This window comes from Maribacter zhoushanensis (assembly GCF_029350975.1).
Taxonomy (GTDB): Bacteria; Bacteroidota; Bacteroidia; order Flavobacteriales; family Flavobacteriaceae; genus Maribacter; species Maribacter zhoushanensis.
On sequence record NZ_JARKMR010000007.1, the window covers coordinates 14,580 to 39,227 of the forward strand.

The 24,648-nt window shown below is 33.8% G+C and carries 18 protein-coding genes; 6 read left to right on the top strand and 12 right to left on the bottom strand.

Annotation, left to right across the window (positions count from 1 at the left end; genetic code table 11):
• Nucleotides 1-222: 222 nt before the first annotated feature.
• Nucleotides 223-582, bottom strand: coding sequence for a hypothetical protein (locus tag PXD56_RS16485; RefSeq protein ID WP_276494434.1), 360 nt, complete (start codon nucleotides 580-582; stop codon nucleotides 223-225).
• A 193-nt stretch (nucleotides 583-775) separates the two neighbouring features.
• Between PXD56_RS16485 and PXD56_RS16490 the strand changes: the two genes are divergently transcribed.
• Nucleotides 776-1,135, top strand: a complete 360-nt coding sequence (locus PXD56_RS16490) for a hypothetical protein (RefSeq protein WP_276494435.1) — start codon at nucleotides 776-778, stop codon at nucleotides 1,133-1,135.
• A gap of 2 nt (nucleotides 1,136-1,137) precedes the next feature.
• Here PXD56_RS16490 and PXD56_RS16495 read toward each other — a convergent pair whose 3' ends face one another.
• The 8 genes from PXD56_RS16495 to PXD56_RS16530 are packed head-to-tail and all read right to left on the bottom strand — an operon-like array spanning nucleotide 1,138 to nucleotide 12,249.
• On the bottom strand, nucleotides 1,138-1,776 hold the full coding sequence (locus PXD56_RS16495; RefSeq protein ID WP_276494436.1) for a Pycsar system effector family protein: 639 nt from the start codon (nucleotides 1,774-1,776) through the stop codon (nucleotides 1,138-1,140).
• A gap of 12 nt (nucleotides 1,777-1,788) precedes the next feature.
• Entirely contained in the window at nucleotides 1,789-3,027 is a 1,239-nt protein-coding gene (locus tag PXD56_RS16500) for a cation:proton antiporter (protein ID WP_276494437.1), read from the bottom strand.
• Nucleotides 3,028-3,038: 11 nt separating this feature from the next.
• Entirely contained in the window at nucleotides 3,039-4,988 is a 1,950-nt protein-coding gene (locus tag PXD56_RS16505; protein WP_276494438.1) for a thiamine pyrophosphate-dependent enzyme, read from the bottom strand.
• A gap of 20 nt (nucleotides 4,989-5,008) precedes the next feature.
• On the bottom strand, nucleotides 5,009-5,665 hold the full coding sequence (locus PXD56_RS16510) for an NAD(P)H-hydrate epimerase (protein WP_276494439.1): 657 nt from the start codon (nucleotides 5,663-5,665) through the stop codon (nucleotides 5,009-5,011).
• Nucleotides 5,652-6,401: a hypothetical protein gene (locus PXD56_RS16515; RefSeq protein WP_276494440.1), complete on the bottom strand. Its 750-nt coding sequence runs from the start codon at nucleotides 6,399-6,401 to the stop codon at nucleotides 5,652-5,654. Before PXD56_RS16515 ends, PXD56_RS16510 begins: the two co-directional genes overlap by 14 nt.
• A gap of 11 nt (nucleotides 6,402-6,412) precedes the next feature.
• Nucleotides 6,413-8,026, bottom strand: a complete 1,614-nt coding sequence (locus PXD56_RS16520; protein ID WP_276494441.1) for a glutamate synthase-related protein — start codon at nucleotides 8,024-8,026, stop codon at nucleotides 6,413-6,415.
• A gap of 16 nt (nucleotides 8,027-8,042) precedes the next feature.
• Nucleotides 8,043-11,549 (bottom strand): BamA/TamA family outer membrane protein, encoded by a 3,507-nt coding sequence (locus PXD56_RS16525; RefSeq protein ID WP_276494442.1) that lies wholly within the window; start codon nucleotides 11,547-11,549, stop codon nucleotides 8,043-8,045.
• Nucleotides 11,550-11,589: 40 nt separating this feature from the next.
• Nucleotides 11,590-12,249, bottom strand: a complete 660-nt coding sequence (locus PXD56_RS16530; protein WP_276494443.1) for a Crp/Fnr family transcriptional regulator — start codon at nucleotides 12,247-12,249, stop codon at nucleotides 11,590-11,592.
• 327 nt (nucleotides 12,250-12,576) lie between these two features.
• Between PXD56_RS16530 and PXD56_RS16535 the strand changes: the two genes are divergently transcribed.
• Nucleotides 12,577-13,050, top strand: a complete 474-nt coding sequence (locus PXD56_RS16535) for a nucleoside deaminase (protein WP_276494536.1) — start codon at nucleotides 12,577-12,579, stop codon at nucleotides 13,048-13,050.
• A gap of 96 nt (nucleotides 13,051-13,146) precedes the next feature.
• Here the strand turns inward: PXD56_RS16535 and PXD56_RS16540 are convergent, their stop codons facing one another.
• Both PXD56_RS16540 and PXD56_RS16545 read right to left on the bottom strand, forming a co-directional pair.
• Nucleotides 13,147-14,643: a DUF4832 domain-containing protein gene (locus tag PXD56_RS16540; protein WP_276494444.1), complete on the bottom strand. Its 1,497-nt coding sequence runs from the start codon at nucleotides 14,641-14,643 to the stop codon at nucleotides 13,147-13,149.
• A gap of 140 nt (nucleotides 14,644-14,783) precedes the next feature.
• A complete protein-coding gene (locus tag PXD56_RS16545; RefSeq protein ID WP_276494445.1) occupies nucleotides 14,784-15,881 on the bottom strand; it encodes an acyltransferase family protein in 1,098 nt (365 codons plus the stop codon).
• A gap of 1,108 nt (nucleotides 15,882-16,989) precedes the next feature.
• On the opposite strand from PXD56_RS16545, the gene PXD56_RS16550 reads away from it, so the two are divergent.
• Complete coding sequence (locus tag PXD56_RS16550; protein WP_276494446.1) at nucleotides 16,990-17,796, top strand: DUF547 domain-containing protein; 807 nt, start codon at nucleotides 16,990-16,992, stop codon at nucleotides 17,794-17,796.
• A gap of 126 nt (nucleotides 17,797-17,922) precedes the next feature.
• On the opposite strand, the gene PXD56_RS16555 is transcribed toward PXD56_RS16550, so the two are convergent.
• Nucleotides 17,923-18,783 carry an acyl-CoA thioesterase gene (locus PXD56_RS16555; protein WP_276494447.1) on the bottom strand — a complete coding sequence of 287 codons (861 nt, stop codon included), beginning with the start codon at nucleotides 18,781-18,783 and terminating at the stop codon, nucleotides 17,923-17,925.
• Nucleotides 18,784-19,254: 471 nt separating this feature from the next.
• On the opposite strand from PXD56_RS16555, the gene PXD56_RS16560 reads away from it, so the two are divergent.
• The 3 genes from PXD56_RS16560 (at nucleotide 19,255) to PXD56_RS16570 (ending at nucleotide 24,527) form a co-directional block, all read left to right on the top strand.
• On the top strand, nucleotides 19,255-20,436 hold the full coding sequence (locus PXD56_RS16560) for an acetyl-CoA C-acyltransferase (RefSeq protein ID WP_276494448.1): 1,182 nt from the start codon (nucleotides 19,255-19,257) through the stop codon (nucleotides 20,434-20,436).
• Nucleotides 20,437-20,870: 434 nt separating this feature from the next.
• Nucleotides 20,871-23,750, top strand: coding sequence for a TonB-dependent receptor domain-containing protein (locus PXD56_RS16565; protein WP_276494449.1), 2,880 nt, complete (start codon nucleotides 20,871-20,873; stop codon nucleotides 23,748-23,750).
• 174 nt (nucleotides 23,751-23,924) lie between these two features.
• Nucleotides 23,925-24,527: a Crp/Fnr family transcriptional regulator gene (locus PXD56_RS16570; protein WP_276494450.1), complete on the top strand. Its 603-nt coding sequence runs from the start codon at nucleotides 23,925-23,927 to the stop codon at nucleotides 24,525-24,527.
• The last annotated feature ends 121 nt before the right edge of the window (nucleotides 24,528-24,648 follow it).

The following is a 24,648-nucleotide window of genomic DNA, read 5'->3' on the forward strand; positions in this document are numbered from 1 at the left end:
AATACTGACCTGAAATGACCTTAAAGAAATACTTCAGCTAAAACTTTTTTAAATAATTTTTTTTGACATTTTTCATAACTTATTTTTTGTAATAACCCACTACAAACCTAAAGGTAAATTTTTAAATAAAATTAACGTTGTCTTAAGTAGTTTTCGTTCAATTATATAGCTAAATCTACATTAACCTAAGCATTATACTTTCTACTTAAACCACTGCTTTAGTTAGTTTGATAAATTCACCCTTTTTCGGATTATTTTACCCTTTGCACCTCCAATACTTTCAACTTGTACTTCTAGGTCAATTATGCCATTTTTTGTAAGAATCTTTGAAATATAGAAATCTTGTGCTGCAGTTCTACCCAACCAAATTTTCTCATTTTGGGCATTTAAATAATATAAATTATGATATACATTTTCGAAAACTGAGGTAAAATGCACATATAATTCTGTGCTATTTTCTTGTGAAAAAGTTTGAACTTTAAATGTTGACGTTAATGGTCTAGTTTCTTTGTTAGATAACAATGATAATTCACCTAAAAAAATACTTCCTTTTCCTTTTGTACGCACTCCTATTACCGACAAAAAAAGATTTTTTCTGGCAGGTATTTTAAAGCTATTGTTTTTCCAAGAAAGAGATTTTTTAATCTAGTACTATCTACTTTAAATTGCCAAGTTGGCAACACATCTTATATACTAAGATTATACCATTCATCTTAAACAAAATCAAAGAGTGAATCCATAAATTTTTCAATATTTTCGTAATAGGTAACGATATATGAAAATAGAAGATTTAGTTGGAGAGTATACTATTATTGGTAGTAACCAAGATGAAGCATCTAATGGCTACAAAGGAAAACTGATTTTGTCTTTAGATGAAAATAATAGGATAATTGCTATGTGGACTATTGACGCAGATCAAAAGCAAACAGGCTCAGGATTCTTTAAAAATAATATTCTGGTTATAAACTTTAGATATAACGGCGAAGATCAAAATATTTACAAAGGTGTTGCCGTATACCAGTGCCTTAGCAAAGATATACTAGACGGATTTTGGTCAGAGAAACACGGGAATCCGCTTTTCTTAGGAGAAGAACGGTGTTTTAGAATTAAAACAAATATTGAACTATTAGATTGAGATTACATAGCAAACATGATATGGCAAGCTATAAATCCTATGACCGCCAAAATAATACCAACCAAGAAAACATTAAAAGAAGTTCTAAGTAGTTTAAACTTTCTATCAATAGTCTTCCCCAAATGAAAAGTATCTCTTGCTATAGTCTTATAAAGCTCATCTCCCTTATACATTAAACCGGTAAGTTCGTCTGTATATTCTTCTTCGTTCATGGTATTAAAATTACCATAGAACAATAAGTTATTGGTACTCCTATCACCATGCGTAAGTTCTGGTCTAGTTGCAAATACTGCATATGCAATAGAGATAAGATTAGTTGCAAGCATGATAATTGCAGGATATATAAGATGTGGATCTTTATCTAATTGGCTTAATACGGTACCCAGTATTATAGATAGAATAAGTGCATTGATGGAAATAAGAATATTCGATTTTCTATCAATCATTGCATTCAATGTATACTGATTTTTAGAGACCAAACGAAACAAAGTTTCTGCACCACGTTCTGATCGAGGTTCAACTTTTGAAAGTTTCTTCTTTAATTCCTTTAGCTTCTCTTTATCAATACCCAATTCAACAATCAATTGTTTATCTATAGCTTTTTCTTGCTTTTTTATTACTTTTTCTGATTCCTCCATCATAACATAATTTTACTAGCTATATATTTTCTTCGCTACTTTACCCACGGTTAATCCTTGTAATAGCACTGATACTAAAACAACAACATAGGTTATATATAATATAATTTCTGCCGAAAGGTCTTCTGACAAACTTAATGCCAATGCTATAGATATACCACCGCGTAAACCTCCCCAAGTTAATATAGCAACCGTTTTTATTGGTTTACTTTCTTCATGTTTTAGCAAGCTATACGGCAATAATACAGATATAAAACGTGCTAAAAGCACTACCAATACAGACAAGAAGCCAAATGTAAGGTATAACGAATCAAACTTTAGAAGATGTATGGTAAGACCTATTAAAACAAATAAAATAGCATTAAAAACTTCATCTAAAACTTCCCATATATTATTCAATATTTTTCGGGTCATTCCTTTATTTGATGCTATATTAATTTTATTACCAATGACCATACCCGAAACTACCATAGCCAAAGGTCCGGATACATGCAATACAGAGGCTATTGCATAGCCTCCTATAACAATGGCTAAACTTATTAAAACCGCTAATTGCGGATTTTCATTGATTGATTTTATAACTCTATACCCTATAAATCCTAGAAGTAAACCATAGACAATTCCACCAACGGCTTCCATTAAAAATAGCTCTCCAATACTACTACTTAAAGATTCATTGCTATTTTCTTCTAAACGCGCTACAATTAACAAACCAGAAAATACTACAACACCGATACCGTCATTAAATAAAGACTCGCCTTCTATTTTTACTCCCAAACTTTTCTGAATATTTGCCTTTTTTAAAATTGACATTACCGCTATAGGGTCAGTTGGCGAAATTAATGCTCCAAAAAGCAAAGCATGTATTAACGGCAATTCTATACTTAAAGATTGTGCTAGAAAATAGGTTAAAAAACCAACTATAGCAGTAGAAATAAGTACACCTAGGGTTGCAAACAAAAGAATAGATTTTCGCTCTTTTTTTAAATCATCTATGTTAACATGTAAGGATCCTGCAAAAAGTAAGAAACTCAGCATACCATCCATTAATAGGCTTCTGAAATCTGTATTGATTACGACATCACAGAAGTAAAGATAAAATGCCGGGAATATGTTTTGGGTCATTGTAACCAGCATGACCATTGTTAATGCTAAAATCATTAACCCAATGGTTGATGGTAACTTTAACCACTTATAGTTAACATAACTAAAAAACGCGGCAATTAAGAATATGATACTAAATGATTGAAACATGTTTTCTTAATTTAAATCAAACTAGCATCAGTGATTATATCCAGTAATGCAGGTCCATCGTGTGCTTTTAGTTTTTCTAAAGCAGGTATTAGTTCTTCTATTTTGGTAACTCTAATACCAAGTGCCCCACAATTCTCTGCATATTTTGAAAAATTTGCATTGTGTAATGATGTTTTCCAAACATCTAATTCAGCCGCTTTTTGCTCTTTTGAAATTTTACCGATTTCAGAATTATTTAAAAGCACATGCTTAATGTTCATGTTGTATTTTACCAAAGTCATCATTTCTCCTAAATACTGACCAAAACCACCATCACCTGAGACCGACCAAATGGGTCTTTCATTACCTTGAGCAGCCCAAGCACCCATTGCTGCCGGTAATGCAAAACCAATAGAACCCAAATAACCAGACATTAATACAGATTGATTTTTTGGTTCAAAATAACGACCAAAAGAATACGTATTATTACCCACATCTACAGCAATAACCGCATTATCCGGCACTACTTTATTCATAGCATCAAACACCGCTATTGAACTTAAACCTACAGCACTTTTATCTTTTAATCGGCTAGCTTTTTCTTCTTGCCATATCTCCCATAGTTTTGCAATTTCTGGGCGTCTATCTACCGTATTAATTTTTCCTTCCGTTTGTTCTTCAATAATTGTCAACGTTTCTGAAATCTCTCCCCATAAGGCAGCATCAACTTTATGAAATTTACTTAATGCAGCTGGGTCATAATCGACTTGTATAATTGGTTTTTTAGGTGTGATACCTGTATGATTAGAAAACGATGCGCCAAATACAATGAGTAAATCGCTCTCGTTCATGAACCAAGAAGCTATGGGTGTTCCACTTCTACCAAGTACTCCACAACCTAATTCATGATGGTCAGAAATTTGTCCTTTTCCTTTAAAGGTGGTAATTACCGGACAGTTTAATTTTTCTGCAAACACTATTATAGCATCCATTTGAAAACGAGCACCGTGCCCTACAATGATTGCAGGTCGTTCTGAATTTGTAATCATACCCACCGCTTTTGCTACCATTTGTCTTGGCGGAGAAATATTAAAAGGTGTAATTCTATTTTCTGGAGTTTGTGCCTTTTCGCTATCGGGCTTTGGCATAAAAGCTACCTCATCAGGAAAAGTAATATGAGATACATCTCTATTTATCAAGGCACTTTTAATTGCCAAACTCATTAACTCACTATGCTTAGAATTTTGTTGCACACTATGGTTAAAATTGGCTACTGTTTGAAATGCACCCACTAAATCTACCTCTTGAAATGCACCTGTTCCCAATACTTGTGTATTTACTTGTCCTGATAATGCCAGCATTGGTGAGCGGTCTACTTTAGCATCCCACATGCCCGTAAACATATTCGTAGAACCAGGTCCTGCAATACCAAAGCATACTGCGGGTTTACCCATAAGTTTACCATAAGCTGATGCCGCAAAAGCCGCAGCACCTTCATGACGAATTCCATAAAACTTGAAATTTCCTTTTTCTTCTTGACGCATCATCGCATCTGCAACCGCTAAATTTGAATGCCCTACCATTCCAAATCCAGTATCAACGCCCCAATTAACCATGGTCTCTATCATGACATCTGAGATTGTTTCTGCGTGCTTCTCCTCCTCTTCTATTCCTACAAAAATTTCATCGCCTTCTTCCTTTGTTGGAAAAGTTTCTATACCATCATCATAACCACCTGGCGGTACACCTGTACAAGGGTCAAAATCCCAACCGTGCCATGGACAACGTAATAATCCATTTTCAATAGAACCTTCCCCTAAAGGACCGCCTTGATGCGGACACTTATTATCCAGAGCAGAAAATTTGCCTTTAAAATGTGTTAGGCAAATACCTTTATGAGCAGCAGTTACAGTCATTACACGACCTTCTGCCAATCTCTTTTTATTATCTAACACTTTATGCCAAACTACTTTTTTTTCCATGGGTGGGATTTTTTATCTGGTTACTTAATTTTTACTAATTGGTGTTCTTTAAAATCGGGCATCGTGATATTAAAATGCTCATAAACCGATTTCGGAATTCCTAAATCAGCCATAAACACTTCAACTACACTTGGTAATTTTTCTAAAAGAATTTTAGGAGCTGCCAAGGTCATTACTTGGTTTGCCCTAAATCCTAACAATTCACCATCTTTAGAAATACCAACGGGAATATCTAATGAAATCTTAAATGCCGATGATACATTTGCCAATGCAATACTTTTTACAAATGCATCTGAAAGAGGCAATCTTTGAGAGAACCCTAAATAGGCATCTACCCAAATATCTGTAGTTTCAGGGATACCTTCTTTTGCACCAAATAGTAATGCTCTTTCTAATTGAGCTTTTGGAAGGTCTTTGGTTATTGGAACCACCAAGTCTAAATTCACATTAAATCCCCAAGCAGCCAGTCTACGTGCAGCGACTAAACCGCCACCACCGTTATTTCCGTTGCCAACTCCAATAGTAATTGCAGAGGTCTCAGTTGCCTTTTTTGCGATTAATCTTGCTAGCTGAAGCCCTGCATTTTCCATCATCAATTCTATGGAGAGGTTATATTTTTCAACCGCCCAATAATCCATCTCCTTAAAGGCTTCTAACGAAAGACTAGTTACCTGCATAACTAATTTTATAGGTATTGATAGCTTCTGTAAAAAACTGTATAGCTTGTTCTTCGGTAATTATAATAGCTGGTAAAACTGCTCCTTTAAATCCTTCATTTTTCCATTCACCTAATGAAAGTGAACTAAACTTAGAAGTATCTAAACCATTATGACCTTTGTATCCACTGATATAAAAATAATGTTCATTAATCATCGAATCTGGTACGGCTAAACCTAAACCAATAGATAAATCATCTGAAATGATAACATAAGCGCCAGAATCAAAATGATGGGGCCAAATACGAATGTCTGATGCCAAACCATTTACGGCAAGCGTTTTTTCTAAACCAGTCTGCGTTAACGTTCTTAAATCAGCAAGCCCTTTTAATTGAGCTTTATCTAATTTAAAAGTAAAGGAATCATCAATAGAATATGGTAGGTCATAGTGAAAACTATAACTATATGTCTTACCTAAAAAAGCATTAGCAGAATTTGTTAACCACTCCAATACCTCTTGATGGGTTTTACCATCTAAAGTAAAAGAAGCATTGTTTTTAGTAGAATTCCACTCTAAAGAAAAGGTATTATAATTTAAGGCAAGTACATCTGCTTCTGTTGACAACGGGTGAGTTTCTAAGCGCTGCTTATCAATTGACCAACCAAGATTTGTATGGCTATCATCTGCCTTTTTCTCTACAAAACTTATACCTGCTGCAGCTAAATATTGTGCCGCTAAATGCATCATTTTATCCATCTTTATATTTTTTAAGCGTTAACACCGCCATAATTAATTCCTGTTAAACGATGCATATCATGATTAAAAGTAGATAGGTCATCAAAACTAAATTTTGAGATATCATCATGACCACAAGCTCTCGCTATAACCTTAATTAGGTTGTTTGTAGCATCAAAATAGTTATGCAATTGTTTTGCCGAAGATTCTATTATCAACCTACTTCGCAAAGATTCTTTTTGTGTTGCAATACCTACCGGGCAGTTGTTACTACCGCATGCACGCATACCCAAACAACCAATTGCCTGTAAAGCTGAGTTAGATACTGCAATGGCATCTGCACCCAACATAAGCGCTTTTCCAAAATCTTCAGCAATTCGTAAACCTCCTGTAATTACTAAAGTTACGTCTGTAGCGCCTACTTTATCTAAATATTTTCTTGCCCTTGCCAAAGCAGGAATTGTAGGTACGTTAATGTTGTCTCTTAATATAGTAGGTGCAGAACCTGTTCCCCCACCTCTACCATCTAAGATGATATAATCCACACCCACGTCTAAGGCAAACTGAATGTCTTTTTCTATATGACTGGCTGCTATTTTAAACCCGATAGGAATACCTCCTGTACGTTCTCTTACCTCAGCGGCAAAAGATTTAAAATCATCTACACCATGAAAATCTGGAAAAGTGGCTGGTGAAATTGCTGTCTCACCTTCTTTTAGACCTCTTACCTCAGCAATTTCTTTACTGACTTTAGAACCTGGTAAATGTCCGCCAGTTCCTGTTTTTGCACCTTGTCCTCCCTTAAAATGAAAGGCTTGGACTTTGTCTAGCTTATCCCACGAAAATCCGAATTTTGCCGAAGCCAGTTCATAAAAATACTTGCTGTTGTTTTCTTGCTCATGTGGTAACATACCGCCTTCTCCTGAGCAAATACCTGTACCTGCCAACTGCGCTCCTTTAGATAAAGCTATTTTAGCTTCACGAGAAAGCGCCCCAAAACTCATATCACTCACAAAAAGGGGAATATCTAAATGTAAAGGCTTTTTTGCCTTTGGTCCAATAACGACCTTGGTTGCCACTTCATCTTCATCTAATAAAGGTCTGCTTGCCAATTGCGCAGGTAGAAACTGTATATCACTCCATTGGGGTAAGGTATTTCTATCTACCCCCATAGAAGCGGAAAAACCATGATGCCCCAAATTTTTAAGTCCGTTCGTGGCTAGTTCTTTTATATACCCCGTGTACGGTTCAGTTTCTTCTGGGTGTGTATCTGCATAAGCACCCAAATAAGCATCTCTGTTAAAAGGTTGCGGACTATCTACTAAATAGGCATCTATCTCTTCTTTATCTACAAAAAGGTCATCACCATCTATTTTAGTAGTAAACTTATGCAAAACCTCAGCATTATTATATTCTGACACCCCGGTATCTACTCTATAATCCCATCCATGAACACCACAAATTAAGTTATGACCATCTACATGACCGTCTGACATTAAGGCTCCTCTGTGCAGACATCTACCGTAAAGCACTGAAATATCTTTATCGAATTTTACGATTACTAAATCTAAACCATTAACTAATGCGTGTTCTGGTTTTTTATTTTCTAAGCTACTTACTTGAGCTATAACAACTGGTTTTTTCATGGATGCTATTTTTTATTTAAAATGAAAAGCCTAAAGTGAAGACAACTCGCCCACCATCTACGCTATTGAAATATCCTAAGTTTGCAGTGAATGCCTCAGCTCCTATTAACCATGCCGATGCACCTACCGAATTATGCCATTTATTAGATGTATCATCTTCTAACCAAACCCTACCGTAATCGAAACTACCTGTAACACCAAATCTAAAAGGAACAAGACTGGTTCTTAATCCTCCTAAAGGGAACCTTAAATCTGTATTCTGATAAAAAGATTGTTTCCCCGTAAATCTTTCATTTCTAAATCCCCTTAAGCTACCGATACCACCAATAGTTGCTGCATGATAGAACTCAAAATCATCACCGATCAATGCTTCCCCAGCAATCTTTGTCGCAAAAACTATACTTCCGCTTTTGGTTAATTTATGATCTATAATCAATTGTGGTTGTATGTATGCAAAGCTATTATCTGCCTCTGTATTATCTATATTCGTTTTATAACCTATAGTCAAACCTGCATCTAACCCTAAAGTTGGGAAAGCGGCACTGTTTTTATTCTTGAAATTATAAGCGGTTTCTACACCTGCATAAGTTTGCCTATCAAAAATTGTATTCGTCTGTGGTAATTGGGCAAGAAAACGACCTTCTGTATTATCTACCTCAAAAGATTCTATTAAAGGTTTAAAATAGAAAGAACCTCCGTTAATACCTTCCCATTGCAATGAAACCGCTGCTTTAAATTTACTAATTCTAATTCTATTAAAATCTAGGTCTACCTCATCAGCATCATAAAGCGTTTCATTACCAAAGCCAAAGAAATTTTCTGAAAAACTGGGGCTTGTGTACAGACCTTCTAGACCAAAATTCCAGTTATGAAATATATTTGAGAATTCACCTGAATACGATAGATCAAAACCTGATGTACTAGTATAATATGCAGCATTAATACTATGCTTATATGTAAACGGATTACGCTGTAAACTATATGAAGTATGATTGCTAATCAATCCTAATTTTACTCCGTCATCTGGGTTAAATGCTATTATAGGTAGTAATTGATTGAAATTATACTTTACTTTTTTATGATCATAATTATTTAATTTATAATCATTTACCAACCATTTTTTAGATCTTTTATTTACAACGGTATTCTCTTTATCCTTATAATCGTATAATTTTACTTTTCGAATATTCTTAAAATCATAGGTATCATTTTTCTTACCACCAACTATTTTAATTTTTATAGGATGGTCTCCTTCTCCTTCTACCGTAAACGTGTCTTTTCCATCTAATCCAAATAGCCAAATTTCTTTAGTGATATCATTGGAAAATGTATGATTTAAAAGACCTAAATCCTTACGATCTATTTTCACCGTAGTTTTACCATCAGGTAATCTAGTTATAGTAAAATCATCTGCTTTCTGTGTTCCTGTAACTACTTGAAACTTGTTCAAATACAGATAATATGCTTTTGTTATTTTTTTAAGATTTTCTCTTCTACCTTTTAATTTCTGCTTTATATCTTCAATACCCGGTCCTTTTATTTCATCAGGAATTGCCTCAAAAGCATTATCAATATCAGCATCTGTTAACTGATCTTGAATATAATTGGTTTGTTTCTCCCATTCCTCCCATCCAGAAGCATGAATAAAAGTTAAGTCTAAATGATACGGAGACGATGCAAACCATTTTACACTTCTAAGGTCTTCATCATAAGTTTGCATTTTACGTAACCCCGGTATAACCCTGGTAAGAAAACTGATTAAAGTACCATCGTATTTTGAAAATGCTTGGTCACGATCCCTAGGTATAGGACTACAGTATTCCGTACCGTCTTCATTTTTGTAAAGTGCCCAACGCCATTGATCTTCATGCCTGTCCCAATCTCCCAAAAGCATATCGAAAATTCGTGCACGTATATAGGAGGACTCATCTACTACAGATTTACCTGATCTGTTTATCTCCTGTAAAACATCTGCCGTACTTAATATTTTTAACGGTTTCCCAAAACTCTCTGCTTCTATTTGTGTATCGCCTACATGCTCTTCAATCATATATAATTCATCACCAAACTCATCATTATAAACACCTAACATTTCTTGTTTAGGTATGTAGTATAAAATAGGATTGGTATGGTTTACCCCAACCGCATTAGATAACCCACCTACAACAAAAGGAGTATACGGGTTTGAAGTGGTATAAAAGTCCGCTAGAAATTTATCAACTGTTGTTCCATCTAGAACATCGCCAATATAAGTTTCTTGAAAAGCATTCGCTTGTAAAAACTTTATGGTACTCTTTTTCAAAGCACGCATAACATACTGCTTACCTTCATTATCTTCTAACCTAAGTGATTTTGATTGTTGACCTCCTCCTCGTTTTAAGGGCGTTAAACCTCCCATTAGCGTATCTAAGAGAACTACAGGTGCAGTAACTTCTTTACCATACAATTCTCTGTAATGTTCACCCCAAAGGGCTTTATAGAATCCGCTTTTGGTAGCAGCTTCTTTAGTATAAATAGCTGCTGATTTTGTAGCTCCTAGGTTCTTTTTAAAGTTATAAACTTCTAAACCTTCAGTTTCACTCTTTAGAACGGTCGTCTCAAAGACTTCATTGAAAGAACCATTTTCTAAAGCGTAATAATATGCCTTTACACCGCCACTAACTGTAATATCTAGACGAACATAACCTTTTTTAGCAATAGAAAAATCATCTGATGCGCCATCTTTAACTGCTTCAATTTTACCCGCTGCACCACTTATAATTTGAGGTACACTACCGTTTATATATTGTAAATTTTCACCTTGACCGGACAAGAAAATCACGTTATCTGCCCCTGTAGCCATGGTTTTCAATCTATTTCTAAGCGTTCTGTACTGTTTATTTTGAAACTCTTTAGTTGAAAAGCCGCCAACATTACTTAAAAATCCCTGCCTACTATTCGTCTTTATGGGGTGATATAATGCAACAAATACAATTTTACCTTGCGCCTTTTTAATTCGATTTTCAAATTCTAAAAAGAACAAGTTTCTATTTTGAATCTCAGAATCTTCATTGATATAAATATGATCGTCCCAATTTTCTAAAAACCATTGAGAATCTACCGTTATCAATACGGCGTTATCCCCTAAATCATTAGCTTTTATAGGTTCTGCATTATCAGGAAAGAACTTGGCTTTACTATTTTTCTGTATATAATTTTCAATATCAGAAACACCTTTATAACCATTTGTCCATTCTTTATTACCAGATATAAAAATGACGTCATTACCTAGGTTAGACAGGAGTGACAATTGTTTGTTCAATGAATTCTCTACCTCCGTTTTAGGTACTGCGTTTCCTACTATCAAAACTGTAGGTTTTTTTACTAATTGCGATACTTTTGAAATCTCAGAAAGAACCTGGGTATCTGTAGTATCATAGGTATTAGCAGTAACAAAAATAGACCGTTCTATTTCTTGAGAAAAAACGTTACTTGTAGTTAATACTAATGAGAATGTTAGAAGTAAATAGGAGAACTTTTTCATTGTAGTTGGTTTCTTTGCACTTGTGTTTAAATAGTTATATCTATTTTTTTGAATACGATATAAATTTTGAATCATAGTCAATGACATTATCTTTTCGCATTATACTCAATACATTATTTACAGTTTGCCTAGAGGTATTGGTCAAGTTGGCAATGTCTTTATGAGAGAGTAAGTTTTTTGCCACTACCCTATCATTTTCTATTTCACCAAACTCTTCTATATAAGCTTTAATAAATTCAGTAATTCTCGTTTTACTGTCCTTATATAATAGGTCTTGCAGTCTTGTTTCCAACTTTCTAATACGTAGACCATATATTTTTAAAAGGCCATTTTTTAAAGACTTATACTCTTCCATTAACCCTTCCATCATATCAGATTCTATATAACAAATTACTACGTCTTCTAGAGCAATGGCTACTTCTTTAGACGAATTATCTTTATCATAAATAGAAAGTTCCCCAAAAATATTTCCCTTTTTCACGACATACTTTACAATGTCATTATCAGAGTCCAATATTTTAACAGATCCATTTTTTAAAAAAAAGATGCATTTTTTATCCCTTTGACCTATGTCAATAATGTTACCTTTATCTACATGATCCATCTCCAATAAATTGCAGAGTTTCATCATAGAGGGCATCCCTAATTTTTTAAAAAGACTAAAGCCTTCTAAGAACCAATATTTTGTAATTGCTTTCAATATTTCATTTTAACAAAAACCAATATTACTGATTATCAATAGTATGCAGAAGCTATTAATTCAACAGAGTTACTTTACACGACAGTTGACTAAATTTTAAAAGCTATAGTTGCTAAAATTGCCTTGATAAATAGATTTTCTTAATCTTTTTAACATTGGTTGGTTTTAAATTAAGTCGTAGTAAAATGAAAATCTTTCATAATTCTTTTAACAATTGCCAATAAAGAACTTTCTCGTTCCAAAAAACCTGTACCTATAATTGTATATAAAAGGCGTAATTTGCACCCCCAATTAATGAATTTTTACAATTACAATTTTATAAATATGATGAAAGATCACGCGTTTTTTATGAGAAGAGCCATTGAAATGGCAGCAAAGGGAATGAACTCGAACGCAGGAGGACCATTTGGTGCCGTTGTTGTCAAAGACGGAGAAATTATTGCCGAAGGTCATAACAAGGTAACTTCAACCAACGACCCAACTGCACATGCAGAAATGGTAGTTATTAGAGATGCCTGTAAAAAACTGAATACGTTTCAGTTAACAGATTGTATTATTTATACTTCTTGCGAGCCATGCCCTATGTGCTTTGGTGCCATATATTGGGCTAGACCAAAAGCTGTATACTATGGTTGTGATAAAGCTGATGCAAAAGCTATAGATTTTGATGACCAATTTATTTATGATGAACTTGAAGTAGGCATGGACGAGAGACAAATTCACTTTAAACAAATGCTACAAGAAGAAGCTGTAGAGGTGTTTAATAACTGGGCTTCTAAACATGATAAGACGAAGTATTAAATAAAGAATGCAAACCATTGTTCACCGTATATTTTACCTTTCTATTTTAGAAATGAAATATAAGTTATGTTTGAATATTCTATAAAAACCAATTAACTACTTAACTTTTATATCAGAATACAACAAATTCCAACCTGTTGAAGGTTCCCATATAGAATTAGTATTTAATTTACCGGCTAATCGAATTGAATATTCTGGACGATTATATATGGTTGGTTCTGGATCTGGTAAATTTAAATATAATTCATAGTTTCCTTTAGGTAAGGTTTCTGGCCAAAGTATATTTAATTTAATATCTTGTAATTCATCTGTAAACCAATATCTAGGGTCACTATCAATTTTAGTTTTAAATGTTTTTTGATTTTCTTTATTTCTAAGAATTAGTTCTACAAATCTGTAATTATAGGTTGATGCATAACCTTCATTAACAATATCCAATTCGATATTAATCATTTCACCGTTATATACTTCTTTAGGAAACACTCCTCTTTTAATTACAAATCTATATCCTAAATTTCTTTTTATTTCATCGATACATTTATTTGTCCAATCTCCATTTACCGCTCCAGACCATGCTGTATTTAAAAAAGAAGTATGAAAGCGTTTTAAATAAGTTTGAGCACCTCCACCTTCAGCATCACAATCGTTATATGGGCTATACACATCTTCGCCATTATCTCCTCCTGGACACGTTTCGCCTCCAAAAACAAGAAATTTAGTTTCTTTAGCCACATATTTTTTCAAGTTTAATGTATCACTTACCGCTGGCCATTCATGAAAGGAATTGTAGGTCCAATAATCATCATAATTTGCTAAAATACAATCATTATGATGCGCAAGCCTTGCTATTTTACTGCCGTTAAAAGCATTATCTATGGTTAACGGGTTAGTCTTTTCCGGATGTGCTTTTACGCCATCCATTGCTCGTAATTTATAATACGGCGCACGTACTTGAACCATTCTAGATACCGGGACAACTTCTAATAGTTTATCTATAACCTCATTACGGTCTAACCAATTTTGATCAGTTACGGGACCATGTTCTAAATCTCCAAAAAAATCAGAATAAAATTGCTCTCCCCATGGACCTATCAATCCCATTTGAACTACAGAAATAACATCTTTATTCTTCTCTAAAATAGATTTTAATTGATTTAAATGTTCTAAAATAATATTTTTAGGTGCATCTTTAAAAGGAGGCTCACAACAAGAATTGCTATAAGAAAAGCGCAAAACTAGTTTGTTACCTACCTTACGTATTATGTCCATATCTTTTTGAATTGCAATTAACATTTCATGAGATATGGGTTTGTCTTTAAAAAGATCTAATTGATAAGACCTATAGGTAAGTGAACTCCCTACAGAAAAACCACCAGCTGCCGGGTTAGGATTTCTCAAATTAAATAAAATTTGTTCTTCTAACGGCTCATAATTACTCGCTGAAGTTCCAAAAGGTCTATAAAAACCTCTCTCCGGATTTATAAATTCATCATTATCAGTTTCATAAAACACTTCAACTAAAGCTGGCTCCCTGTCTATACAAGAAAAACAGCTTAGAACAAGAATATACAGATAAATGATTTGTTTTTTCATATTTAGGAAGAATGTTATGATTTTTAAAGTGTTAAGTGCATGTAAAATTTTTAAGTAATCTTTTTTTAAAACTCATTTATATTATGAAATCGATATAAAAAATAAACTGTTTATACAAAGGACAACTATTTATGAAGGATCTAAATTTTTATATATGTTTTATTCTTATTCATGTACCACAGTAATGCGTAGAGAATTAGAAAACCTCCAGTAACTATAATGGTTTCATAAAACGGTCCTGTATATTGTTTTAAGCCAAATAACAACTGATCAGCAATGGTAGCAAAATTTATTACATGAGAAAGTACATAAGCTGTAATAGCGTTTATGCCTATTATTTTTAGAGGTTTGCCCCATTTTATATAACCTTTAATATCAATAACCCAGTAAAAAATAGCAAGGAGCAAAAAACAAATACCTGAAGAAGTCAGAACAAAAGAACTATTCCATAATTTCTTTACAATTGGGTGCCAAAAATTTAAAACTAACCCCAAAATAATCCCTAAAACACCAATTAAAACAAGGCTGTATGCTACTTTCTTTCTTGGTAATTGAGATTTTAATAATTCTCCTGCAAATACACCAGATAAGGTAGTAGCAATAAAACCTAATCCACTTAACAACCAAGTAGATTGGTAGCCATCATCAAACCTACCAAAAAATAACCTATCTATATAAATAGCAATGTTTTTATCAGGTAACAACTCACTGTTTCCTGCTCCTGGTATATGTGAAAACTCTAATATAAGTGTGTAGAGAATAAGACAAATTGCAAAAATAAAATATCTCCCGTCTTTATTTAAATGCATATAAGCAATACATGTAAACAAATAACCAACGGCTATTGCTTGTAGCGTATTACTATAAATTTTAAAATTTTCTAAATTTAAATGTAATAGGTTTCCTTGTACTACCCACCCTAAAATAAATAATATTATAAAGCGCTTAATAAAATGTTTATATAGTGAAGAGGTGTTACCCGTTTCTTGAACTCGCCTTTCTAAAGAAAAAGGAATAACCACACCAACCAAGAATAAAAAAAGCGGCATTACGATATCATACAAACGAAAACCAAACCATTCTGGATGATTAAATTGTGTAGCTAAAACCTCTGTAAACTTATTTTGTGAACCTTCGTGTAACTCTATAAAAAAACGATCTGCAAATATTATCATTAACATATCAAAGCCTCTCAATACATCAATAGATAATAACCTGTTATTTTTAACTTTAGTCATAATTCTAATCTATAAATTTAATAATCAGGGTTTTATATTCATGTAAGTAGTGAACTATTTAATAAGTAAATTCAAACCAATTATAAGACTTTCTTTTAACCCATGCACAACAAGAAAAGAATTTAACATATAAGATAACTTGGAGCATAAACACTGCTGCTATTGGCGGTAAATTAAAGATAATTGTAAAACAGAATTCTTTTGGTTTATCATAATTGACCTACTCGGAATGTCCAAGTATAGGTGCCGTATCTAAACCTTATAAGTATATTTGAAAATCTTAATCTTTTTGAAAAACAGGACAGTCAGTAAATCACCTCTTTAAAAGATTATAAAACGCGATGGTATAGAATATGTTTTTGGCTTTGTATTCATATCGCAAGCCTGGTATTATTAAAAACATATTTGCTGTTTGTGCATATTCATTGCTATTAACTAAAAGGTCATTTTGCATATTTTCGGTAAAACCATCTAACACTGCGACAATCTTAATTCTAAATTTTTATGATAAAGAATCTTGTAAAATAGTCTTTGGTACACCTATTTTGTATGACTACTTAGGGTAAAATTCCAACAACTAAAGGGTTTGGATAAATAATACGTCTATTTTAAGGTACTACTACTTTCCCTCCTATCTTTTATCTAACAATATAATCTGCAAATACAGCATCTTCCACCGAAAGTTTTCTAAGCAAATTAGAACAATAGCCAACCGAAGAACGAGCACCAAAATATCAATCACTTTTTAGCTTATAAGTTTAACCAAAATAATATCTAACAAATGGAAATTCTCAATAGCTTCCGCATCAAAAATAGTAATGGTTTCGCCATAGGAAAGTTTATTAAAAACCGAGTACGAATATAACCAACATCAGAACTACCTTTACGAAGGCGTGTGTAATCCATTTTTGCTAAATCTGACAGTTGTGCAGTACAGTTAAACATACTTATTAGAAATACTATAAAGATTTTGATTAAACTGGTTTGTTTAATTCTAATAGAAATGAGGGCTATAATTTTAAAACAGAATTAATATTGTCAGGTTTATTTTATTTTACGTCCATTAAAGTAGATGTACACAAAGACAAAATATAAAATTTATATATCCATGAAAAACATAATAATTTTAGGCACCGTTACTTTATTTATGAGTGCATTTTTTATACTCAACAACCAATTTGGTCTTATTTCTATGGCTGGATTAAATGGAAAAGGCCTACCCACAAAACAAGTAAATGGAAATTTATCTTCTATATCATTTAATTCTACAGCAAAAATTGATCATACCGAATGGAACACTCTTTTACAGAAACATGTAGCCGATAATGGCAATGTAGATTATAAGGGCTTTTTACAAGACAAAAGTAAATTAGACAACTATTTAAATAGCTTATCAAAACAAGTGCCTACAGATGGTTGGTCTGTTCAAGAACAATTGGCCTATTATATTAATTTATATAATGCACATACGATAGCTTTAATTTTAAGAAATTACCCAACTAAGAGCATTAAAGATATTGACAAACCTTGGGCTACGGATTTTATTAAAATTGGAGATAAAGAATTGTCTTTAGGTGTATTAGAACATAGTATTTTAAGAAAAATGAATGAGCCTCGTATTCATTTCGCCATCAATTGCGCATCAACCTCATGTCCAAAACTTATTAATGAAGCATATAATCCAGAAAAATTAGAAGCACAATTAGAAAAAGCTACTTTAGGTTTTATTAATTCAAACAACAATACTATTAATCAAGAAAATTTAGAATTATCTAGAATTTTTAAATGGTACAAGGGAGATTTTAAAAATGGTAAACTTGTGGAGTTTATTAATCCTTATACAGAATTGGAAATAGCTGCAAAAGCTAAAATTAAATATAAAGAATATGATTGGAGTCTTAATGAAAAGAAATAAAGCCTCTTTATTTGACTTTTACCCATGCTTAATATAAATTAAGAAACCAAGTCAACTTTAACATTGACTTGGTTTTTTAGTTCTAAAAAATACTGATAGTTATATCTGGGATAGCAAATGAATCTACTAAATACTTTGTCGCATTAAACCTTCTTGCGCAACTGAGGCTACCAAAACACCTTTTCTGTCGTATACGCTACCTCTAGCAAAACCTCTAGAGTTAGATGCACTTGGGCTATCCATACTATATAACAACCATTTTGTAATATCAAAGTCTCTGTGAAACCAAATAGCGTGATCTAAACTCGCGTAAAAAGTTTCTCCTTTATTCAATTCCTCTCGGTGTGGCAAGGTTGCTGTTGTTAGTAAGTTATAATCAGATGCGTAGGCTAATAATTGTTGTTGCATTGGCAAACTAATTTCAGACCTATCCGAAGTTTTTAACCAAGTATTAAAAAAAGGAGATCCATTCTCTACCAACTGTGTGGTAAATTTTTCTACCGGCTTAAAATCAAACACCTTAGGTTGTATTGCTTTAAGTCTTTTATATGCAGTAGGATGCAGTTCTTTTATCTCTTCTACCTGTTCTAAGCTGGTGGTCAATTTTTCTGGTGGAATTAAATTAGGCATTGGAAACTGATGGTTGACCCCATCTGTTTTTACCTGAAAAGAAGCCGCCATATTAAAAATAGCCACTCCATTTTGTTTCGCCACAACTCTTCTGGTAGTAAAACTACCTCCGTTTCTAATAGTGTCCACTTCATAACGAATAGGATATCTTAAGTCTCCTCCTAAAATAAAATAACCATGTAATGAATGTGCAATGCGATCTTCTGGTACTGTTTGATATGCGGCATGTAATGATTGCGCCAGTACTTGACCTCCAAATACCCTTCCCCAGGGTGCTTGGTAGTTTTCACCTTCAAATATTGTATCGCCTATTTTATTTAGAGTTATCAACTCTATTAATTCCTTAATTGTCTGCATGTATAATAACTGATTGTAAGTGGAACAATTTAGGTATAAAAAAAACAAAAGTTCATGGTTAAACCTATTCCCTTTTAAAAATAATATAGAAGAACCTGACTTTACTTTTTTAAACTCATTGCATGCTTCGCCAAGTTTATGTCATAAAAACTTTACGCTCTATACATTTAAAAACACCAAAATATTTAAAATAGCAAGTAGTTCAATTGAACGATAACTTATGAATTAACACGATTTCATTAAACTATTATATTAAATCAACGATATAATGTTAAAATATTGATTAATTATCAATGTTTATCTACCATTGCCATTAATAAGTCTAGACTACTTTTAAAAAAATCTGCAAGCGAATATTCTTTAATGACTTGTAAAATCATTGAAGGCATATTCAATTAATCTCTAATAAATAGCTTAAAGATTTTGGTCTCAGCACTATTTATAAACATGTAAAAAACTTAAAACCAAAAAATGAAAGAAGCAGTTATTGTATCGACCGCTAGAACTCCAATGGGTAGAGCCTACAAAGGGGCTATGAACGCTACCCAAACGCCTACTATGGCAGGTTGGACTATTCACGAAGCCGTAAAACGTGCAGGCGTAGACCCCGCAGAAATAGATGATGTAATCATGGGCTGTGCCTTACCTCAAGGGACCTCTGGTATGAATATTGGGAGAATGGCCGCCCTAGCCGGTGGTTTACCTGTTACTGTTTCTGGTATGACCATTGACCGCCAATGTTCTTCTGGTATGATGGCAATTGCAACCGCGGCAAAACAAATTTTACATGATGGCATGAGCATTACCATTGGCGGTGGTGTGGAATCTATTTCTATGGTGCAAAATGACCATATGAATACATTTCATATGGTAGACAAAAAATTAAAGGCGGTACATAAAGATGTCTATATGCCTATGTTACAAACTGCAGAAGTGGTTGCCAAACGTTATAACATATGCCGCGAAGCGCAGGATGCTTACGGACTTCAATCTCAAATGCGAACTGCGGCTGCGCAAGAAGCTGGAAAATTTGATGATGAGATCATTCCAATTGAAACGGTCAAGGCTATTGTAGACAAGGAAACCAAAGAAATGAGATTTCATCCTGCCTATTTAAATAAGGATGAAGGCAACAGACCTGAAACTACAGCAGAAGGTCTAGCTGGTTTGCGTTTGGTCAATGAAGGTGGTACCATTACTGCCGGTAATGCTAGCCAAATGTCTGACGGTGCCTCTGCCTGTGTATTAATGGATTCTAAATTGGCAGAGCAACGTGGTGTAACCCCATTGGGAATTTACAGAGGTATTGCCGTTGCCGGTTGTGAGCCAGATGAAATGGGAATTGGTCCTGTCTACGCCATTCCAAAATTATTAAAAACTCATGGTTTAAAAATGAGTGATATTGGACTATGGGAACTAAATGAAGCTTTTGCCGTTCAAGTATTGTATTGCCAAGAGAAGTTAGGTATACCTAATGAATTAATGAACGTTAATGGCGGTGCTATTTCTATTGGTCACCCTTACGGCATGTCAGGCTCTAGAATGGTTGCCCATGCTTTGATAGAAGGTAAAAGACGTGGTGCCAAATATGTTGTATCTACCATGTGTGTTGGTGGCGGAATGGGTGCTGCAGGGCTCTTTGAAGTTGTCTAAAAATAAAACATTGTAATTTATACAACCATTACCAATTTAGTACATACAAAAAACCTCGTGGTGAATCCACGAGGTTTTATATTCCGGTAAATCAATAATTGAAATTTAAGACAAACTTTTACATAGCTATAATTTAATGCGGTATTAGTATTTCACATTTTTTACATTATTCTACACTTTAAGCCATACCCATTCTTTAAATCTTCAGAACAATTTTCTTTAACTAAATAGATACCACAGCCTAATGCTGTACTGTAAAATCATATAAAAAATACAAATGGCCAGTTTTAATTTAAATCACTAAAAGAACATATAAATTATAAATTACATAAAATTATAATATATATATTATTAAATTAATTTATTAAACTAGTTTAATTTAATTATTCAATAATTAACATATATTAAGGCGAACATTAAACCAATCAACCAAAATGAAAAAATTCCTCTTAACAACATTGGCAATTTTTGCTTTTTCAACAGTCGCTCTTAAAGCACAAACTACTATTTCTGGAGTCATTACGGATACTGAAATAGGCGAGCCCTTAATTGGTGCCAACGTTATAATTCAAGGAACAAATACCGGTGCAAGTACAGATTATGACGGTAAGTTTTCCATAACTAGCAATGAACCTTTACCTTGGAATTTATCAATAAGTTATGCCGGCTATGCTTCTAAAATTGTACCGATAACAACTGCAAGTACCAATTTAAAATACGATTTAAAACAAACCGCGTTCATTGTTGACGAAGTTGTAATATCTGCATCACGAAGAAGAGAGAAAGTACAAGAAGCTCCTGCCTCTGTAACCGTCCTTTCGGCTAAAAAATTGGTTGGCTCACCACAAATTGATGCCGCTAGAAATTTGGTAAATGTACCTGGTGTTACCGTTCAACAGCAATCTGGCTCTAGAATGAATTTTGAAATGAGAGCGGCTGCGAGCACCTTTAGCACAAGAGTTTTTCCTATTAAGGACTATAGAAGTTTGGTGGCTCCTGGAAATAATACATTTCAATCAGATAAATCTGGTCTTAGTAATATTGATTTAGAAAGAATTGAGGTAGTAAGAGGTGCGGGTTCTGCTCTTTACGGTCCTGGTGTTACTTCTGGTGTTATCCACTTTATTACTAAAAGTGCTATAGATAAACCTGGAACCACACTTCAAGTTTATGGTGGTGAATTAAATACATATGGTGCTGCTTTAAGACATGCTACTAAAGTTTCTGATAAATTCGGTTTCAAAATAAATCTACAATACAACCGTGGTGATGAATTTACACTTGATGGTTCTGAAGGCACAACTGCAGCTGATGGCACTTTCACAAGACAAATAGATAAGTTTCAATCTACTATTATACAACCTGCCTTAACTTCTGAAGGTGTTGTAGATAATAGAGTACCAGGTAAAACTTTACTAGAATTGACACCTAGAGCAGATGGAAATGTGATGCAAGATTATTATTGGAATATGGGCTCAGATGTAACATTAGAATTCCGTCCGCAAGATGATTTAAGTATCATAGTAGCAGGTGGATTAAATCAATCTTCTTCTGTGTTTTACAATGATTTAGGCGAGGGCTTATCACAACCACAAGAAGTTTGGGGACAAGCAAGAATGCAAAAAGGTGGCTTGTTTGCTCAAATTTATACTACACACACTAATTTTGGCCCTGAAGACAGACCTATATTTTTATATCAAACAGGAAACAGAACCCCACTAGCCCTGAAACAATACGAAGGGCAATTACAATATAACTTTGATATTCCTGAATTTTTAAATGCGAATTTTACGGTTGGGTCAGATTACCGTCTCACTAAAACAGAAACTGAAGGATTGGTGCATGGTAGAAATGAAAACGATGATGACTATAAAGTATTCGGTATTTATGCACAGGGTAAATTTGAATTGGCAAAAAAGTTAGATTTAGTTTTGGCAGGACGTTTTGATAAATTTAATATCCCTGACGAAACTGCCATTGCCCCTAGAATTGCTTTAGTTTATAAGGCAAGTCCAAAACATACGTTTAGAGCTTCTTTTAATAATGCTAGTTTCTCTCCTTCTGCTTCCGAATGGAATTACGATTTCCCAGTAAATTCTCCTGTTCCAGGCTTTTTTGATTTTTGGTTAGCCGGATCAAATGATATTCATTCGTTTGATAATGCAACAAGTATCGAATTTTTAAATCATAATGTAACGGCTGCTGGTATAAGTGCGGCGACCGGTATTCCTATTGAAGCACTAACGCCTCTTGCAGGAGCTCTTCCGCAAGAATTACCTAAAGAACTATTAGGCACCGGAGGACTTACAAATGAATTTGTACATCAATTTGCGGCAGGATCATTATTGGCAGCTATGCAAGCTAACGGTTTGGAAGATTTTATTGATGATATTCAAGGTGTTTTAGCTAATAGCCCAACAGGAAATAACGGAACATTTCTTGGAATTAATGCATTAGAAGGTGGTGCCCCCAATAATAATTTAACCAATACGGTACGTGGAGTAATAGCAACCTCAAAGACATATGAAATTGGTTACAAAGGTATTATAGGCGATAAATTTTCTGCTTCTCTAGATTTATATGCTATTACAGAAAGAGGTGGTTTTGACTTTACAGCAATTGCTCCTTTAATTGGTTTAAATGGTTTTAGTCAAGATCCTTTCTTAGCGAAGACTGGTGAATTAATTGGCGCATTAGTAGAAGCAGGCTTATCTCAAGAAATAGCAACAGGAGTAGTTTCGCAAGCATACGCAGGCACAGCCGCTTTAGTACCAAACTTTTATTCAACTGGTAGTGTAGAAACCAATAGAGTACCACAAGATGATGGTATTTTACATGTTGCCGCTGGTTACAGAGTTTTTGATGCTCCTTATACAAGGTATGGCGCAGATTTAGGGCTGCAATATTTTGCATCGGATAAGTTAACTTTTTTCGGCAACTATTCTTGGGTGAACGCTTCTCAGTTTGAAAGAGAACAAGGTGACGGTAGTGCCCCATTTACTACCTTTTTAAATGCCCCCGCAAATAAATATAGATTAGGAGCAAATTATGGAGAAGAAAAAGGAATTAGAGCCAACGTATCTTTTCAACATGATGATGCCTTTACTGCTAGTGCCGGACAGTTTTCTGGTGAAGTACAAGAAAAAAACTTAGTAGATGCGGGCATTGGCTACGTATTTAATAATGGTTTGGCAGTAGATTTATCGGCTCAAAATTTATTTGATAATGAATACAGAGCTTTGGTTAACATGCCTTCTATTGGCAGAAGGGTAATTGCTAAATTAACATATAGTTTTGGTGGAAATAAAAAATAAAATATACAGAATCCAATAGCAAATGATAATGTTTTTAATTTCAATTTAATAGGTAAACGGATCGGTCATTTATTTTGAAGAATCTCAGTTATTTCTTTAAACGCTCTCATTAAGAAATTTCTTAATTCAACAAAATTCTTATATTTATAAAGTCCCAAAAGGTATTTATAAATAATGACTGTATCCGCTACCATAGATCATCTTAAAAATCTTAAAAATAAAATTCTTTCGTATACAGAGGTTGACGAAGATCTTTTAAACCACTGGTTAGGCTATTATAAAAGAATTGATGTTAAGAAGGGTGACACCCTAATTTCTCCCGGGCAAATGGTAGAGCACTTTTACTATGTTGCAAAAGGCTGTATTTACTATTATAAATTAGAAGAGGGTGAGCAAAAAGTGCTTGAGTTCTATACAGAAGATATCTTCTTTACAGATTTACCTGCATATGTAAAAGAAACACCTTCTGACTATTATTTAAAAGCCTCTGAAAACACCGTTGTTTATGCCATACTAAAGACCGATGGCGAAAACTCATTTAAAAAATCGCACCAATTAGAACGTTTTGGTCGCCTATCAATGCAAGAAGCCTTTATGAAAATTTTTACTCGCGTTGAGAGATTAAGTAATAGAACCAATGAAGAGCGCTATTTGCGATTATTGGAAAAAAGACCGGATCTACTCCAAAGGGTACCACAGTACTTAATCGCCTCATATTTAGGGCTAACCCCTGTTGGACTTTCCAAGATTAGAAAGCGAATTAGCATTTCGCAATAAAGCCAATTATTTTAAGAACTACTCATTTTAACCTCAATTTACACCTTCTAAATTATCATAATCGTAAAATTTTAACTTAAAACTTTTATTTTATTAAACTGGTTTAATAAGTTTCATATGA